At 70.3% G+C, this 14,209-nt stretch carries 15 protein-coding genes; 3 read left to right on the top strand and 12 right to left on the bottom strand.

Features of this window, described 5'->3' with window-relative positions; translation table 11 throughout:
- Nucleotides 1–103: 103 nt before the first annotated feature.
- The 12 genes from mnhG to ACIBAG_RS28055 all read right to left on the bottom strand — a co-directional run bounded on the left by mnhG (nucleotide 104) and on the right by ACIBAG_RS28055 (nucleotide 11,787).
- Nucleotides 104–496 (bottom strand): monovalent cation/H(+) antiporter subunit G, encoded by a 393-nt coding sequence (gene mnhG, locus ACIBAG_RS28000; RefSeq protein ID WP_399108600.1) that lies wholly within the window; start codon nucleotides 494–496, stop codon nucleotides 104–106.
- Nucleotides 493–759 carry a monovalent cation/H+ antiporter complex subunit F gene (locus tag ACIBAG_RS28005; RefSeq protein WP_399108602.1) on the bottom strand — a complete coding sequence of 89 codons (267 nt, stop codon included), beginning with the start codon at nucleotides 757–759 and terminating at the stop codon, nucleotides 493–495. The genes mnhG and ACIBAG_RS28005 overlap by 4 nt, the downstream gene beginning before the upstream one ends.
- Entirely contained in the window at nucleotides 756–1,358 is a 603-nt protein-coding gene (locus ACIBAG_RS28010) for a Na+/H+ antiporter subunit E (protein WP_399108603.1), read from the bottom strand. The genes ACIBAG_RS28005 and ACIBAG_RS28010 overlap by 4 nt, the downstream gene beginning before the upstream one ends.
- Nucleotides 1,355–2,887, bottom strand: coding sequence for a Na+/H+ antiporter subunit D (locus ACIBAG_RS28015; protein WP_399108604.1), 1,533 nt, complete (start codon nucleotides 2,885–2,887; stop codon nucleotides 1,355–1,357). Before ACIBAG_RS28015 ends, ACIBAG_RS28010 begins: the two co-directional genes overlap by 4 nt.
- Nucleotides 2,884–3,315 (bottom strand): Na(+)/H(+) antiporter subunit C, encoded by a 432-nt coding sequence (locus tag ACIBAG_RS28020; RefSeq protein ID WP_399108606.1) that lies wholly within the window; start codon nucleotides 3,313–3,315, stop codon nucleotides 2,884–2,886. Before ACIBAG_RS28020 ends, ACIBAG_RS28015 begins: the two co-directional genes overlap by 4 nt.
- Nucleotides 3,312–6,176 carry a Na+/H+ antiporter subunit A gene (locus ACIBAG_RS28025; RefSeq protein ID WP_399108607.1) on the bottom strand — a complete coding sequence of 955 codons (2,865 nt, stop codon included), beginning with the start codon at nucleotides 6,174–6,176 and terminating at the stop codon, nucleotides 3,312–3,314. Before ACIBAG_RS28025 ends, ACIBAG_RS28020 begins: the two co-directional genes overlap by 4 nt.
- Nucleotides 6,177–6,790: 614 nt before the next feature.
- On the bottom strand, nucleotides 6,791–7,078 hold the full coding sequence (locus ACIBAG_RS28030; protein ID WP_399108609.1) for a hypothetical protein: 288 nt from the start codon (nucleotides 7,076–7,078) through the stop codon (nucleotides 6,791–6,793).
- A gap of 269 nt (nucleotides 7,079–7,347) precedes the next feature.
- Complete coding sequence (locus ACIBAG_RS28035) at nucleotides 7,348–8,478, bottom strand: site-2 protease family protein (RefSeq protein WP_399108611.1); 1,131 nt, start codon at nucleotides 8,476–8,478, stop codon at nucleotides 7,348–7,350.
- 153 nt (nucleotides 8,479–8,631) lie between these two features.
- On the bottom strand, nucleotides 8,632–10,017 hold the full coding sequence (gene nhaA, locus ACIBAG_RS28040) for a Na+/H+ antiporter NhaA (RefSeq protein ID WP_399108613.1): 1,386 nt from the start codon (nucleotides 10,015–10,017) through the stop codon (nucleotides 8,632–8,634).
- A gap of 72 nt (nucleotides 10,018–10,089) precedes the next feature.
- Nucleotides 10,090–10,548 (bottom strand): CBS domain-containing protein, encoded by a 459-nt coding sequence (locus tag ACIBAG_RS28045; RefSeq protein ID WP_399108614.1) that lies wholly within the window; start codon nucleotides 10,546–10,548, stop codon nucleotides 10,090–10,092.
- Nucleotides 10,535–10,990, bottom strand: coding sequence for a hypothetical protein (locus tag ACIBAG_RS28050; protein ID WP_399108615.1), 456 nt, complete (start codon nucleotides 10,988–10,990; stop codon nucleotides 10,535–10,537). Before ACIBAG_RS28050 ends, ACIBAG_RS28045 begins: the two co-directional genes overlap by 14 nt.
- Before the next feature lie 5 nt (nucleotides 10,991–10,995).
- Nucleotides 10,996–11,787 carry a hypothetical protein gene (locus tag ACIBAG_RS28055; RefSeq protein ID WP_399108617.1) on the bottom strand — a complete coding sequence of 264 codons (792 nt, stop codon included), beginning with the start codon at nucleotides 11,785–11,787 and terminating at the stop codon, nucleotides 10,996–10,998.
- Between the two features lie 147 nt (nucleotides 11,788–11,934).
- Here ACIBAG_RS28055 and ACIBAG_RS28060 point away from each other — a divergent pair, with 147 nt between their 5' ends.
- From ACIBAG_RS28060 to ACIBAG_RS28070, 3 genes are all read left to right on the top strand, one after another.
- Nucleotides 11,935–13,128 carry a PucR family transcriptional regulator gene (locus ACIBAG_RS28060; protein ID WP_399108619.1) on the top strand — a complete coding sequence of 398 codons (1,194 nt, stop codon included), beginning with the start codon at nucleotides 11,935–11,937 and terminating at the stop codon, nucleotides 13,126–13,128.
- 544 nt (nucleotides 13,129–13,672) lie between these two features.
- Nucleotides 13,673–13,888: a hypothetical protein gene (locus ACIBAG_RS28065; RefSeq protein WP_399108620.1), complete on the top strand. Its 216-nt coding sequence runs from the start codon at nucleotides 13,673–13,675 to the stop codon at nucleotides 13,886–13,888.
- Between the two features lie 21 nt (nucleotides 13,889–13,909).
- Nucleotides 13,910–14,044: a hypothetical protein gene (locus tag ACIBAG_RS28070; protein WP_399108622.1), complete on the top strand. Its 135-nt coding sequence runs from the start codon at nucleotides 13,910–13,912 to the stop codon at nucleotides 14,042–14,044.
- The last annotated feature ends 165 nt before the right edge of the window (nucleotides 14,045–14,209 follow it).

Consider the following 14,209-nt stretch of genomic DNA (forward strand, 5'->3'; position numbering starts at 1 on the left):
GTCCTGCCGGCGACGCCCCGCTCGTGCCGCAGCCGGTTGAGAACCGGATGTCCGCCGGCCCGTCGGAGGGCCCGTCGACGACCGCGACCGCGCACAGCCGCGCTCAGCGTTCGGATTCGTCATCGCGCTCGGGCCAGTCGTTTTCGTGGATGGGGATGCCCTCGCGGGTGAGGCGGTCTGCGAGTTCGTCGCGGAACAGCACGTCACGGTCGAGGCCGTGGGTGCGGTAGGCGGTGCGGCCGATGATCTGGCTGGTGACCGGGGCGGTGAGCAGCTGGAACAGGGCGACGAGCAGCAGGACCGGGGCATGGCGCGGCGGCATCTGTACCGCTGCCCCGACCAGGATGAGCAGGAGCCCGAGGGTCTGGGCCTTGGCTGCCGCGTGAAGGCGGCTTCCGGTGTCCGGGAAGCGGACCAGTCCGAGGGCGCCGAGCAGGCAGAAGGCCGCACCAGTGAGGAAGAGGATGGCGGTGGTCGCGTCTCGGGCGCTGGTCATCGCATGCCTTCCCGTTTCTCGATCAGGTGGGCAGCCGTCACGGACCCGATGAAGGCCAGCAGGGCGAGAACGACGAGCACTGGAACGGCGGTGGTGTCGTCGCGCGCCGTCATGCCCACGGTGATCGCGGCGATGGCCGTGGTCACGAGGACGTCGAGCGCCATGATGCGGTCGAGGGCGCGTGGGCCACGGACGAGACGCAGCAGGGTGAGCAGGCCGGCCGCCGCGATCATGGCCAGCGTGGCGCCGTGGACGATGGTCATGGCTTCCTCCTTCGGATGTGCCGTGAGGTGTCGTCCGGGGGCTCGGGGTTCGATCCGTGTGTGTCGGCAGTGTGGCGGTGGCCGACGGCCCGTGCGACCCGGCGTTCCACGGCCTGTACTTCCTCTCGACGATGCGTGATGTCGTGCCCGTCACGGATCGGCAGGGCGTGCACGTACAGGCGCTTGCGGCGACGGTCGATCTCTGCCACGAGGGTTCCCGGAGTCATGGTGGTGAGTTCGGCGACGGCTGTGATCAGCAGGTCGCTGTCGACGTGCAGAGGAACTTCGATGATCGCCGAGGAGGTTCTCCTGCCGTGACGGACGACCTGCCAGGCGACGGTGGTCCCCGACCCGACGAGGTCCGTCAGCAGGTGAACCAGCGCTCGTGCGGTGCGCAACGGCCTCGGTACGGCCCCGGGCAGGACGGCGGGCAGCGCGAAGGCCAGGACCACGCCGACGGCGACGAGCAGGCCGCCGATGAGGACGACCGCTCCTGTGGATCCCCACAGCAGGATCCACAGGAGCCACAGCCAGGCGATCATCGGCAGGTGGCGCAGGCCCCGACGGCCCCTGTCCGGAGAGTTGGAGGAGGGCTTCACCGGTCCCCCTCCCCCAGTACGGCGGACCGGTAGGCGCGCGGGTGCAGCAGGTCGTCGGCGGCTCGCTCGCCGAGGCGGGCCAGGGGGCCCGCGCACACGGCGATCGCGACTCCGGTCGCTGTCATGCCTGCCGTGGCGGCGAGCATGAGCCGGGTCCCGGGCGGGCGAGTGTCTCGGGCACCCGGTGGCCGTACAGGCCGTGCCTGCCCTCGGCCCAACGGCTGTCCCATGAAGGCCGCCGTCGCCACGCGGGTCATGGCGTACAGCGTCAGCAGGCTGGCGAGCAGGGCGACTGCGGCAAGGGTGTACGCCGTCGGGCCGCCCTGCGCGACGCCCGCCTGCAGCAGGGCCAGCTTGGCCACGAAGCCTGAGAACGGCGGGACACCGGACAGGCTCAGGGCCGGGACGGCGAACAGCACGACGAGCAGCGGGCCGGGTGGTGGCCGCCTCGCCATGCGGTGCAGTGCGGCGGTCCCCGTGCGGCGCACGGCGAGCCCCGCGACGAGGAACAGGGCCGCCTGGACGACGATGTGGTGGACGACGTAGAGGATGGTGCCGGTCAGTCCGCGGGTGTCGAACAGGGCGAGGCCGAACAGCATGAAGCCGATGTGGCTGACGAGGGTGAAGGACAGCAGCCGGTTGATGTCGTCCTGAGCGATGGCGCCGAGGATGCCCACGATCATGGTGATGATCGCGGCACAGGCCAGCAGGGTCCACACGCCGGTGCGAGGGAAGAGCAGTGTCTGGGTGCGCAGCAGGGCGTACACGCCGACCTTCGTCAGCAGCGCGGCGAACACGGCGGTGATCGGCGCGGGCGCGGTGGGGTAGCTGTCAGGCAGCCAGAAGTGGAGGGGAACGATGGCCGCCTTGATGCCGAGCACGGCCAGGAGGAGCAGGGCGAGTGCGGAGCGCAGGCCGTCGGGCAATTCCGCCAGCCGTGGGCCGAGTTGCGCCAGCGTCACGGTGCCGGTGGCCGCGTACACCAGGGCGACCAGGGAGAGGAACAGCAGGGAGGAGGTCAGGCTGATGATCGTGTACGTCATGCCGGCCCGGGTGCGCTTCTCGTCCGCGTCCAGGGTGATCAGGACGTAGGAGGCGGCAAGCATCACCTCGAAGGCCACGAAGAGGTTGAACAGGTCACCAGTGAGGTAGGCCAGGCTGACCCCTGTGACGAGCAGCAGGTAGGCGGGATGGAAGACCGCCGCCGAACGCCGGCGCCCCTCGGCAGTGCCCTGGCCGATGGCGAAGAGCAGCACCGCCAGCGCCACCAGCGCCGACAAGGTGAGCAGTAAGGCGGACAGCCGGTCGGCCACGAGCGTGATGCCCAGGGGCGCGGGCCAGCCGCCGACCTGCAGGGCCTGGGGACCGCGCCGGTCGGCCAGCACGAGGAGCGTCGCGCCGCAGACGACGACTCCCATGAGGACGCCGATGCTGAGCCTGCGCACCACCGTGCGGGACATGCCCAGCAGAGACAGACCGGCACCGACGGCCGACAGCAGGACGGGCAGTGCGAGCAGGGCCGCCGTCATCGGTCTCCTCCCGGCTCCGAGTCGCCCGCAGCCCGATCGGGGCCGGGGTCGGCCTCGCCACGTTCGCCGACGGTGCCGATGCGCCGGTCCTCCACGTCGTCACGTACCTCGTCGTGCCCGGACAGGCGCCAGGACCTGTACGCCAGAGCCACCAGGAAGGCTGTAAGGCCGAAGGTGATCACGATCGCCGTCAGCGCCATGGCCTGGGGCAAGGGGTCGGCCATCCCCGCCGTGTCCGTGCCCTGTCCCTCCAGCACCGGGGGCCGGCCGGGCGTGCCCCCGGCCACCAGGAGCAGCAGGTTGGTTCCGTGCCCCATGAGGATGAACCCGAGAACGATCCGCATCAGGGAGCGCTGCAGCATGAGGTAGAAGCCCACGGCGAACAGGCCCCCGACCACCAGGGACATCGTCACGTCGATCCGGTTCACCGCGGCCCGCCTTCCTTCTCGTCACCGGCAGGGATCGGGGCCTCGTCCGCTGTGGGCTCGTCCTGACCGAGCGAGACGCCCACGGCCGACAGCAGTTTGAGGATGACGCCGACGACGAGCAGGTAGACACCGATGTCGAAGAACAGGCTGGTGGCGAACTTGACGGTGCCCACCACCGGCGGGTGAAACGTCACCACCGTGCTCTCCAGCGGCGCGCCACCGAGGACCAGCGGCAACAGCCCCACGGCAGCAGCGAGCAGCAGTCCCAAACACGCGACCCCACCAGCGGGTACCCGTACGGCCGCCCCCAGATCCGCGCGTCCGCCCACCAGATATCGCAGCACGAATGCCTGACCCGCCACCAAGCCGCCGGCGAACCCGCCGCCGGGACGGTAGTGCCCGGAGAACAGCAGGAACAGCGACAGCACCAGGATCGAGGGGAACAACAGCCGGGTGGCCACCTCCAGCAGGACCGAACGTTCGCCGCCGGGCCGCTCGCCCGCACCCGGCAGCCAGGTCTGCACCGGCTCATCCCAGTGCGCCGTCGGGAACAGACCGCCGCCTCCGCCGCCTCCGCCGTCGTCGGGAGCCCGCCCTCCGCCGCGACCGCCCAACCGGACCAGGCTGACCACCCCGACGGCGGCCACCAGCAGCACCGAGATCTCACCCAGCGTGTCCAATGCGCGGAAGTCGACTAGGATCGCGTTCACGATGTTGTTGGCGCCCGCCTCCGCCATACGGTCCGCGTACCCCTCGGAGACCGGCGGAGCCGTGCGCGCGGCGGACGCCGCCAGGGCGAAGCAGGTGACGAGGACACCGACCGCGCCGGCCGCCCCGGCCCGCACGAGGCGCACCCTGGTCATCGTCCGGCCGGGGCTAAACCGCACCGGCATCCGGCGCAGCACCAGCACCACCACGACCAGCGTCATCGTCTCCACGAGAAACTGCGTCAGCGCAAGATCCGGCGCGCCCCGCACCACGAACACTCCGGCCACCCCATAGCCGACCGCACCTGCCAGCAGGATGCCCGTGAGCCGGTGCCGGGTGGCCACCACCGCTGCGGCCGCCGTCAGCACCACCACCGCCAGAAACGGTTCGGCCGGGGACCACCACGGCTCCGGGGAACCCAGCGAGGGGGCCGCTGCCGCCAGCGCCGCGCCCGGCACCACTACCACCGTCACCAAAAGCACCGTCAGATAGAGCGGCAGCGAGCCGACCTGCGTACGCCGGGTGACGGCCAGAGCCAGCCGGTCAACAGCCACGACAGTGCGGTCGAACGCCCCCTGCACGTCTGGCAGGCGGCGCGCGGCAGGCAGCGAGCGCCTGCCCAGATGCACCAGACCGCCCAGGGCCACGCTCAGCGCCGACAGGCCCAGCACTGGCGTGAACCCGTGCCACAGCGACAGCTCGTACGGCCCCTGCTCGCCAAGTGGATACACGTCGGCATATGCCTCGACGACGGCCGCCATGCCCGCGTATCCCGCCCCCAGCGCCAGACCCGCACCCGACAGCACGGCCACCGGCGCGACAAACCCCGCCCCCGGGCGCTCAGCCCCGCTCACCACCCCACCGGGGCGCCCCCCGAAAGCGCCTTGCAGAAACCGCGCGGCATACGCCACGGTCAGTGCGGATCCGATCACCAGCACCACCGTCAGCTGTCCGTGCCCGTCGAGCTGAGTGCCGTGCAGGAACGCCTCGAAGTACGCTTCCTTGCCCAGGTAGCCGACCAGGGGCGGAAGACCGGCCATCGACGCGGCGGCGAGCGCGGCGATCGCGCAGAGCGCCGGCGTACGGTGCCACAGGCCCGACAGCTCCCGGATGTCCCGGGTGCCCGTCTGGTGGTCCACGATCCCGACGGACAGGAACAGCGCCGACTTGAACGCCGCGTGTGCGAGCAGCATCACCGCCCCGGCCAGCGCCGCGGGCCGGGTCCCGGCCCCCAGCAGGGTGATGAGCAGGCCCAGTTCGCTGATCGTGCCGTAGGCCAGCAGCAGCTTCAGGTCGGTCGCGCGCAACGCCCGCCACGCGGCCAGCACCATCGAGGTCAGCCCCACCGCGAACACCATCGGCCGCCACGGCTCCACCTCCGCGAAGGCGGGTGCCAGCCGGGCGACCAGGTAAACGCCGGCTTTGACCATCGCCGCCGCGTGCAGATAGGCACTCACCGGCGTGGGAGCCACCATGGCCGCGGGGAGCCAGCCGTGCAGCGGCATCTGCGCGGACTTGGCGAACGCCCCGACCAGGATCAGCACCACCGCGACGGACACCATTGCGCCCCTCGGCGGAACGGCGACGATCGCGGAGACCCGATACGTCCCAGCCACCTGCCCGAGCACAACGAAGCCCAGCAGCATGACCAGGCCGCCGACCGCGGTCACCAGCAGTGCCTGCCGGGCGGCGCGCCGCTCCTCAGCCGCCTCGCCGCGCCCCGCGATGAGCAAGTACGAGGCGATCGTGGTCAGTTCCCAGAAGACGTACAGGACGAAGAGGTTGTCGGCCAGGACAAGTCCCGCCATCGCCCCGGCGAAGGCCAGCAGCAGCGCGGCCTGACGGCCGGCGTCCCGCTCGACGTAGTACGGGCAGTACAGCAGCACCAGGGCTCCGACCCCGGCAACAATCCACAGCATCAGCAGGGAGAGGGCGTCCAACCGCAGGTCGACTACCAGGCCGAGGGACGGAGCCCACAACAGGGTCTCCCGGTACTCCCCGCCGTCCAAGACCCGTGCCGCGCGTGTGCCCGCCCAGACCACCGCGGCCAGCGGCACTAAAGCCGCCACGACCCACACCGCACGGCCGAGCCGCCGCTGCCACCAGGGGATCGCCGCCGTGACCCCCGCATGCGCGGCCAGCAGCAACAGCACCGCACCAACTCCTTAGTGGAACCCGGCCCACCGACACGCGGCCCTCCCGCACGGCTCGAGCCTGGGCTGCACAACGATCGACGGCCATGAGTTCCCGGTATCGCGCCAATCAATCCCAGACATGTGGCAGACGGGCGCACAGCCGTTCCGACCGCAGCCGCGCGGCGGCACTAGCGGGGAGCGGATCCGTCTGCCGGTCCTTCGTTACGGGACAACCGTGGCGGTCCGGGGATCTCACAGCGGCGGGCGTGGCGGCCCGGTCAGACGAACCAGGCGCTTGTCGACAGCTCCGGGTGCGTCCCGCGGGCGGTGCGGCCAGGGCGACCGCGCTGGAGACGAGGCCAACATGGCTGATGGCCTGAGGAAGTTACCCAGGAACGCTCCGTCCGACGGGTCGATCTGCTCCGGCAGCAGTCCCAGATGGTTGGTGCGCGAGCACGCACCATCACGGGATGGTCGGCCGACACCACCTGGCGCAGGCCAGAGCAAGCACGGAGGCATCCAGCGCGCTGCCCTCTCCCAGGTCCTCCGCGAGAGCGCGGACACGGTCGTCCCAGGCGTCGTGCAGGATCGGCACAGCATCTCCACGCCGCCCCAGGGGCCCGGTCCGTTGCTCAGCCCGGCACGGTCGGCTGACGGGTGGAATAGACCCTGTGTTGCCCGTTTACCGACCACTTGCCCAAACCCAAGGGCATCGCCGGATCGGTGCCGGGTGTCTGCGGCAGCGCGGTGGGCCAGCGTTCCACCAGGTGTACGGAGACCACTGGCTGTGACAGCGCCTCCTCCACCCCGACCTCCGTGCCCCGCGCCGCCGGGACCTGGCTCTTCACCGCCAGCTTCACTGGTTTCCCACCCCGGTGGACCAGTACCTCGCCGTAACCGTCGGCCGGGATGACCGTCACCAGGGAGGACAGGCTGCTGGCCGCGGAGTTCCCCCGTAGCCGTTCGCCATCCGCGTCGACGGGTCGAACAGGGCGGGGAAGGTGCCCGTCTGCGTCGTAAAGATCGACGGCATCCGCGAACTCCTGCCCTATGAGCTTCCCGTACCGTCTCGAGGCGCCGGGACGACGGTGCGTCCGAGGGGCCTCCTGCGGCGCCTCGCACACCGACGTCTGCGGCACATTCGCATCGGAGGCCGGTAGAAGCCGGGTAACCCCGGTAGGACCAGCCATCACCCGCTCTCCCTCCTGCGGAGGGCGTGGCGCTGGGCGATCCGGGAGATGTCCCGCACGGTGATGATGCCCACCATCTGGCGGCCGTCGGTGACGAGGATGGGAAGACCGCTGCCGGGGCGGAGCCTTTCCAGCACGTCCTGCACGAGGTCGTCCGGCGCACACGTCGTGCACCGTGACAGAGGGATGGCCACGTCACGCACGCGCAGTGTCTGCCGCTGCTCGGGGGGAATCCGCGCGAGCCGGGGAAGCTGCAGCAGGCCGCTGGGGTGTCCCTCGAAGTCGGTCAGAACGAGCGCCGAGTGGTGGGTCCGCACGGCCTGGTCCTCGACACAGCGTTCCACAGTGAACCAGTCCGGACAGCTCTCCACCGGAGCGGACATGGCATCGGCCGCCTTCACTCCGCGCAGGGCCGGGGCCAGTCGTGCGTGCTGCCGTTCGGCGCCGGCGACGATCACGAGGAAGAAGCCGATGACCGCCAGCCACAGGCCGCCGAAGACGCCGCGCAGAACGGAGATCCATCCCAGAGCGATCAGCAGGATGCCGAGAACCTGTCCGCCTCGTGCGGCTGCTCCTTCGGCCCGGTCCCGGTCTCCGGTACGCCACCACACCAGTGCCTGCACCAGCCGTCCGCCGTCGAGCGGCGCGGCCGGCAACAGGTTGAACACGCCCAGGACGCCGTTCACCCACCCGAGCCAGATCAGGACGGCCGCGGGCACCGCCCAGCCGGAAGCCGCGTCCAGCCCGATGCCCGCGCCGATCGCCGCCGCTCCGACGACCAGGCTGGTGAGCGGCCCGCTCACGGCCACGAGGAAGACCGCGCGTGCGGTGCCCGGTCTGCCCATCTCGGTCATCCCGCCCAGTGCCCAGAGCGTGATGCTCTGGACTTCGATGCCCTTCCTCCGGGCCGTGATGGCGTGGGCGGCCTCGTGGGCCAGCAGGCTCGCCAGAAACAGCAGGGCTCCGGCCAGGCCGGCGACCGTGTAGGCGGCGTTCGACTGTTCCGGGACCGTGGCGGGGAGCGTGCCGCTGCCCAGGCTGTAGCCGAAGAGCATCACCAGCAGGGGCACGGTCCAGTGGATGCGCAGCGGCACCCCCAGGACTCGTCCCATCCGTACCGAGCCGTTCATCACGATCTCCTGCGGGCTGATGCCGGCGGTCCGGTGCCCGAGCCGACAGGCCGGGACGTCCACGGGACCGGGCCGGCAGGGTGTCCGCCCATTGACAGTCTCACTCGCCCGGGGCCATGGGCGGAGGGCGTTGCTTTCCTGGACATGAGCAGGTCACCTTTCGGGTGTGGGCGGGTTGCCGGGGTGGCGGCTTGTGGTGGGGTGGTGGTCGTGCGGGGTGTCCAGGTCGGCGTTGTGGTGCGGCCGGACGGAGGTGTGGTGCTGGTAGATGTCGGGGATGCCGTCGGCGTCCTCGTCGAGGTTCTCCTCCTCGTACAGCCGCCGGTACTTGTTGTTGCGCAGCCTGAGCAGCACGCACGCCAGGAGTGCCGAGGCCAGGGACCCGAGGAGGACGGCGGCCTTGATGTGCTCGAGGTCTGCGGGGTTCGGATAGGCGAGTTCGCCGATCAGTAGCGAGACGGTGAAACCGACCCCGGCGAGCATGGCCACGGCCAGCACGTCCGCCCAGCCGAGGTCCTGGCTGAGGCGGGCACGGGTGAAGCGGACGGCGAGGTAGGAGCCGCCGAAGACGCCCAGTACCTTGCCTGCGGTCAGGCCCAGTGCCACGCCCAGTGGTTCGGGACTGTTGACCACGGCTCCCAGCGTGTCGCCGGACACGGTGACGCCAGCCGCGAACAGGGCGAACAGCGGGACTGCCAGTCCGGCGGAGAGGGGGCGCACCAGGTGCGCGATGTGTTCGGCCGGCCGCCGGCCGCGCTCACCGTCCTTCCCCACCCGCAGCAGCAGTCCCATGGCGACTCCGGCCACCGTGGCGTGGACACCGCTGGCGTAGGTGAGGCCCCAGATCACCAGTGCGAGCGGTACATACCAGTACCAACCGTGCACGCGCCGCCGGTCGTGCAAGTGGAAGAACAGCCCCAGCCCGACCACGGCGCCGATGAGGGCCGCAAGGTTGATCGTCGAGGTGAAGAAGAGGGCGATGACGACGATGGCGCCCAGGTCGTCGACCACGGCGAGCGTCAGCAGGAAGGCGCGCAGCGCGGAGGGCAGATGGGTGTCTATCACCGCGAGCACGCCGAGGGCGAAGGCGATGTCGGTGGCCATGGGGACGGCCCAGCCGTTCCACGTGCCTCCTGCGGAGGTGGCGACGAGCCCGTAGAGCAGGGCCGGTATGAGCATGCCGCAGGCTGCGGCGACGACAGGGAGCGCCGCGGTGCGCGGGTTGCGCAGTTCGCCGACCACCAGTTCGCGTTTGAGTTCCGCGCCGGCGACGAAGAAGAAGATCGCCAGTAGTCCGTCGGCTGCCCAGTGGGCCACGGAGAGATCCAGGCCCAGTGCCCCGATGCCGAAGTGGAAGTCCCGTAGGGACTCGTAAGCATCGCTCAGCGGCGTATTGGCCCATACGAGGGCCACGGCAGCCGCGGCGAGCAGCACCATGCCACCGACCGTTTCCGTGCGCAGAGCGTCCGTCACGAACATGCGCTCGGGCAGCGGGAGACGGCCGAGGAAGGTGCGGTTCTTGCGGTTGCCTGGGGGCATCCGGCCGGCCTTTCGATGATGCGGAAGAAGGGTTCTGGTAGTCGTGGTGTGCTTCGACGCGGGCAGGGCTGCTCACGCCTGGAGGAGCCGTTTCAGCAGGTGGGCGGCTGTGACCACGCCGAGGAAACGGCCGGGACCGTCGGCATCGCGCTCGATGACGGCGATGAGAGGGCTTCGGGTCCGGGCCATCAGCTCGGCGAGTTCCACGGCCGTACGGTCGGGAGTGGCAGCGGGCAGGAAAGGTCGTCCCATGGGGAGGCGGTCGGCGAGCGCGCGCCCCGCGAGCGCACGGCACAGGTGATCGGCATGCGGTTCGTCGACCACGGCGGCGAGCACGGGGTCCTCCTGGACGTATCGGGGCAACAGGGTTCGTACGACGTCGCAAGCGGGCAGCATCGCGAACGGTTGACCGGCGGGATCGGCAACGAGCAGACCTGGCAGACCGTGCTCGACGAGCAGCCTCACCGCTTCCAGGGCATCGGTGTCCGTGCTGACCGACGCGTACGGCTGCGCGAGATCACGTGCACGCATGAGGTTTCCTCCCCTCTGGGCGTTCGGATGCCGGTCGCCGTCGCCCGGGCAGCGCTGGCACGGGGCGCGGCCGACGTTGAGTGCCGCGGCGCTGGGTGAAGACGGAAACGGCCGGAGTGAGGCTCTTGGCCGGCCCCTGATTGCCGTCAGGGGATGGAGACCTCGTGAAAACCGCCGTGAGGATCATGCCGAGCACCGCGATGACCGCGACCGCCATGGCTGCCTTCCAGCGCCAGTCGACCCGTCCGATGCCGTCGTGATGACTGTCGGTGCCACGGCTGTCGGTGCCACGGCTGTCGGTGCCACGGCTGTCGGTGTCTTCCTGATCGTCGGGGAACTGGTGGTTCAACGTGTCGATCAACGTGGTCAGCCCGGGGTCGTCCCGGGCGAGACGGCGCTCCATCTCCGCGAGGATGCGGCCGTCATCCATCGAGTGGTTCATCCGGATCACCTCATAACATCTGGGCTGCTGATGGCCGCCGTGACGTACGCCCGCTCCGGGCTCGCCAGCCACTGCCGCAGTTCGCCGAAAAAGCCGAGATCGTGCTCCACGATCTGCGCACCCGGCGTCTGCAGAACGACCTCGCGCTCCGCTCCGTCGGCGCCGACCATGACGCTGCGGCCGTCCAGCTCCGTGAGCAGCGCATCCCGTGGCGCCATCAGATCGACGGCCTTGACCCGCAGGGCTTCCTGGTCGGACACCGCCGTGCCGTCGCGGACCATCTCCCGGGTGAAGTCCGTGCTGCGTCCTCGCTGCTCGGCGATCGCGACGGCGAAGGCGACCGAGTCGTTGACGACCTTCTCGCTCGCCTCCTCGCCCTGCCCTGTTACCGGCGTACCGGCTCCGATGTGCGTGCCGGGCGCCATGGCGGCCACGTGCGCGGACAGCGTGATGTAGGCGCCCGCCGACGCCGCACGAGCCCCGGAGGGGGCGACGTGCACGATGACCGGAACGTCGGCGGCGAGAACGTCCTGGACGATCTCTCTGGTCGACTGGAGCAGCCCGCCCGGAGTGTCAATCTCAATGAGGGTTGCTGCGTTGCCGTCCTGCTCGGCCGTGCGCAGTCCTTCCTCAAGGTGGTCGGCGACGACCGGCGTGATGGTGCCGTCGATCCGCATGGCGAGCACGGTCGGCGGCTGAGCCATGCCCAGCGCCGGGGCTGCGAGCAGGCAGGGCAGCGTCACCAGGAGGATGCCGGCGATCCTCCTGAACGACGAAACGAGGCGGCTTTGGGGCACAGCTGAGTACCCCTTTGCTCGCGTGGGTCCCCATCGGGCGCTTTACCCCCGGATTACCCTTGCGGCCCGGCCGGACGCCTGCCGACAGCGGCCAAACGAGGACGTCTCACACCCCTTTACTTTGCCGCTCTCCGGCAAAATGGAATCATGCCGACGGGAAACCACCCCCAGAAGCCGCATCAGGCGGCAGCAGACGCCACGGTGCCCGCACCGGATGCCGCACCCACCGCCGAGAAAGAGCCCTCTCCGCCGACACCGAATATGGACCGCCACCTGGAGCACCTCGCGGGGGTCTCGCTCAGCAAGCGGCGACTGCCCGACGAGGATCTCGAAGGTCTGCGGCAGTTCGCCGCCGCCGCGGCCGACCACGGCACCGCCTTGCGCGTGCTGGTGGCCGAATACCTGGACTCCGTCTGCCGCGCTTGGACCGGCCTGCCGGGTTCCCGCCAGGCTATGGAGCCCGAGGATCTGCGGGACGTCGCCTCAGCCGTGATCAGGGCGATCGGTGACGCGACGATCGCGCTGACCGAAGGCTATGAAACCGCCTACCGGGCAGCGATCCGGAGCGAAGAGGCGACACGACGCGAATTCGTAGGCGACCTCCTCGAAGGCCGTACCGGCCTCGGCCGACTCGCCGAACGGGCCGAACGATTCGGGCTGCGGCTGGTAGGTCCGCACCAGGTGGCCGTAGCCCGTGCCGGGAACGCGTTCGAGGCAGGCGATGACACCACCCGCTACATCGAGGAAGCGCTGACCGCCAGGTTCAGCACACGGGACGTACTCATCACCACCAAGGACGGGCTGCTCGTGTGTGTGTCACCCGGGGCGGTACTGGAGGTTCCGGACGTCTTCGCCGCCGAGGTCAGCAAGGCCGTCGACGAGCCGTACCGGATCGCCGTCAGCCGGCCCCGGCCCGGCCCCAGCGGCATCGTCCGCTCCTATCAGGAGGCGTGCAGCACCCTCGACCTCGCCCGCCTGCTCGGCCTGACCACGCCGGTGGTGTCCGCCTCGGACCTGCTGGTCTACCAGGTCCTCGGCAGGGACCGCGCAGCCATCACCGACCTGGTGGCCACCGTGCTCGGGGGCCTCGAAGCAGCGCGCGGCGGGCCCCGGGCACTCCTCGACACGCTGATCGCCTACTTCGCCAGCGGCTGCCTGAACACCACCACGGCGCGCCGACTAGAGGTGAGTGTGCGCACGGTCACCTACCGCCTCCACCGCATCCGACAGCTCACCGGCCACGACCCCACCGACCCCGACCAGCGCTACATCCTGCAGACCGCCGCACTCGGCGCCCGCCTCCTCAACTGGCCCTCCCGCTCCCTGCAGCCCGCCGAATGACTTGGTGGTCAGTTCGCCTCGGGATCGGCCGAGGGCGTGATCGTCCGGTTCGTCCTGCTGATGCCCCCTTTCGGCCGGTGGCGGCGTCGGGTGGGCGCGGACGATGGTGGAGTCGATCTGGACCAGCCAGTCGTGTCGCCGGCCGCGTCGGGCTGCGTGCTTGGATCTGCTGCAGAGCTTGGGTGAACAGCGGGCGTAACGGCGGAAGGGGGTGTCCACGGTCTTCCAGGGCCCGTAGCGTTCCGACAGGTCACGGCCCGGGGTATCAGCAGAGCGAGTAACTCACGCTCCGGGTCAGTGAGTTGCGGTGATCATCAGCAATCGGCGGATCACGGACCTAGGCATCCCGAGCCGCACCTCCATGTCTCTGAGCGCGGCGACGATCGGATGCGGAGAAGTAAGCCGCGCGGGAACCGGAACCACCGAGGCGTCACCCGTCGGCTTCCGGCTCCACGAGTTGGGTGTGATCCCGCTGCGAGGTATAGCTTCCACCCATTACCCGGAGGCGGACCTCCTGGATGCGCTTGCCGGGAGGTTCCAGTCCGTGCCACTTCGCATAGTCGATGGCCTTCCGCCATTCGGCGAACTGGTCGTCGGCTCGACCAACACCGTCGTCGACTGGCTGGTCCACCTCGCGATCGCCCTGTCCGCCGGCACCACCTTCGGCGTCGTGCTCGGCCGCCTCGCCCACCGCCTCGCGCCAGCTCTCATCCTCGGTCTGCTCTACGGCGCGGTGTGGTGGTTCCTCGGGGCCCTGTGATCATGCCCCGCCAACCTGGGCATGGCCGTCTTCGAATGGAATGACGTCACCGCCTCCAGCCTTGGCGGCCACCTCTTCTTCGGCCTCCTGGCCGGGCTCACCTTCTCCTGCCTCGCGCACCTGGCGGGCAGGCGGACCGACCGGACCGCGGCATGACACCGATGCCGTCGGCGTCAACGCCTGGTCCCGGCTCACCGCTCCGGGGCCTGAACCTTCCCTCGGTGCCCGGAGGACTACTGTCTGGCCAGCAGCGCAGGCGCGCTGGCTGGCCCGGCGTGGGGAGCCGCGCCCCGCCGTGGTACTGGGACGACGCGAGGAACC

The organism is Streptomyces sp. NPDC051243, assembly GCF_044455405.1.
In the GTDB taxonomy this organism is placed as follows: Bacteria; Actinomycetota; Actinomycetes; order Streptomycetales; family Streptomycetaceae; genus Streptomyces.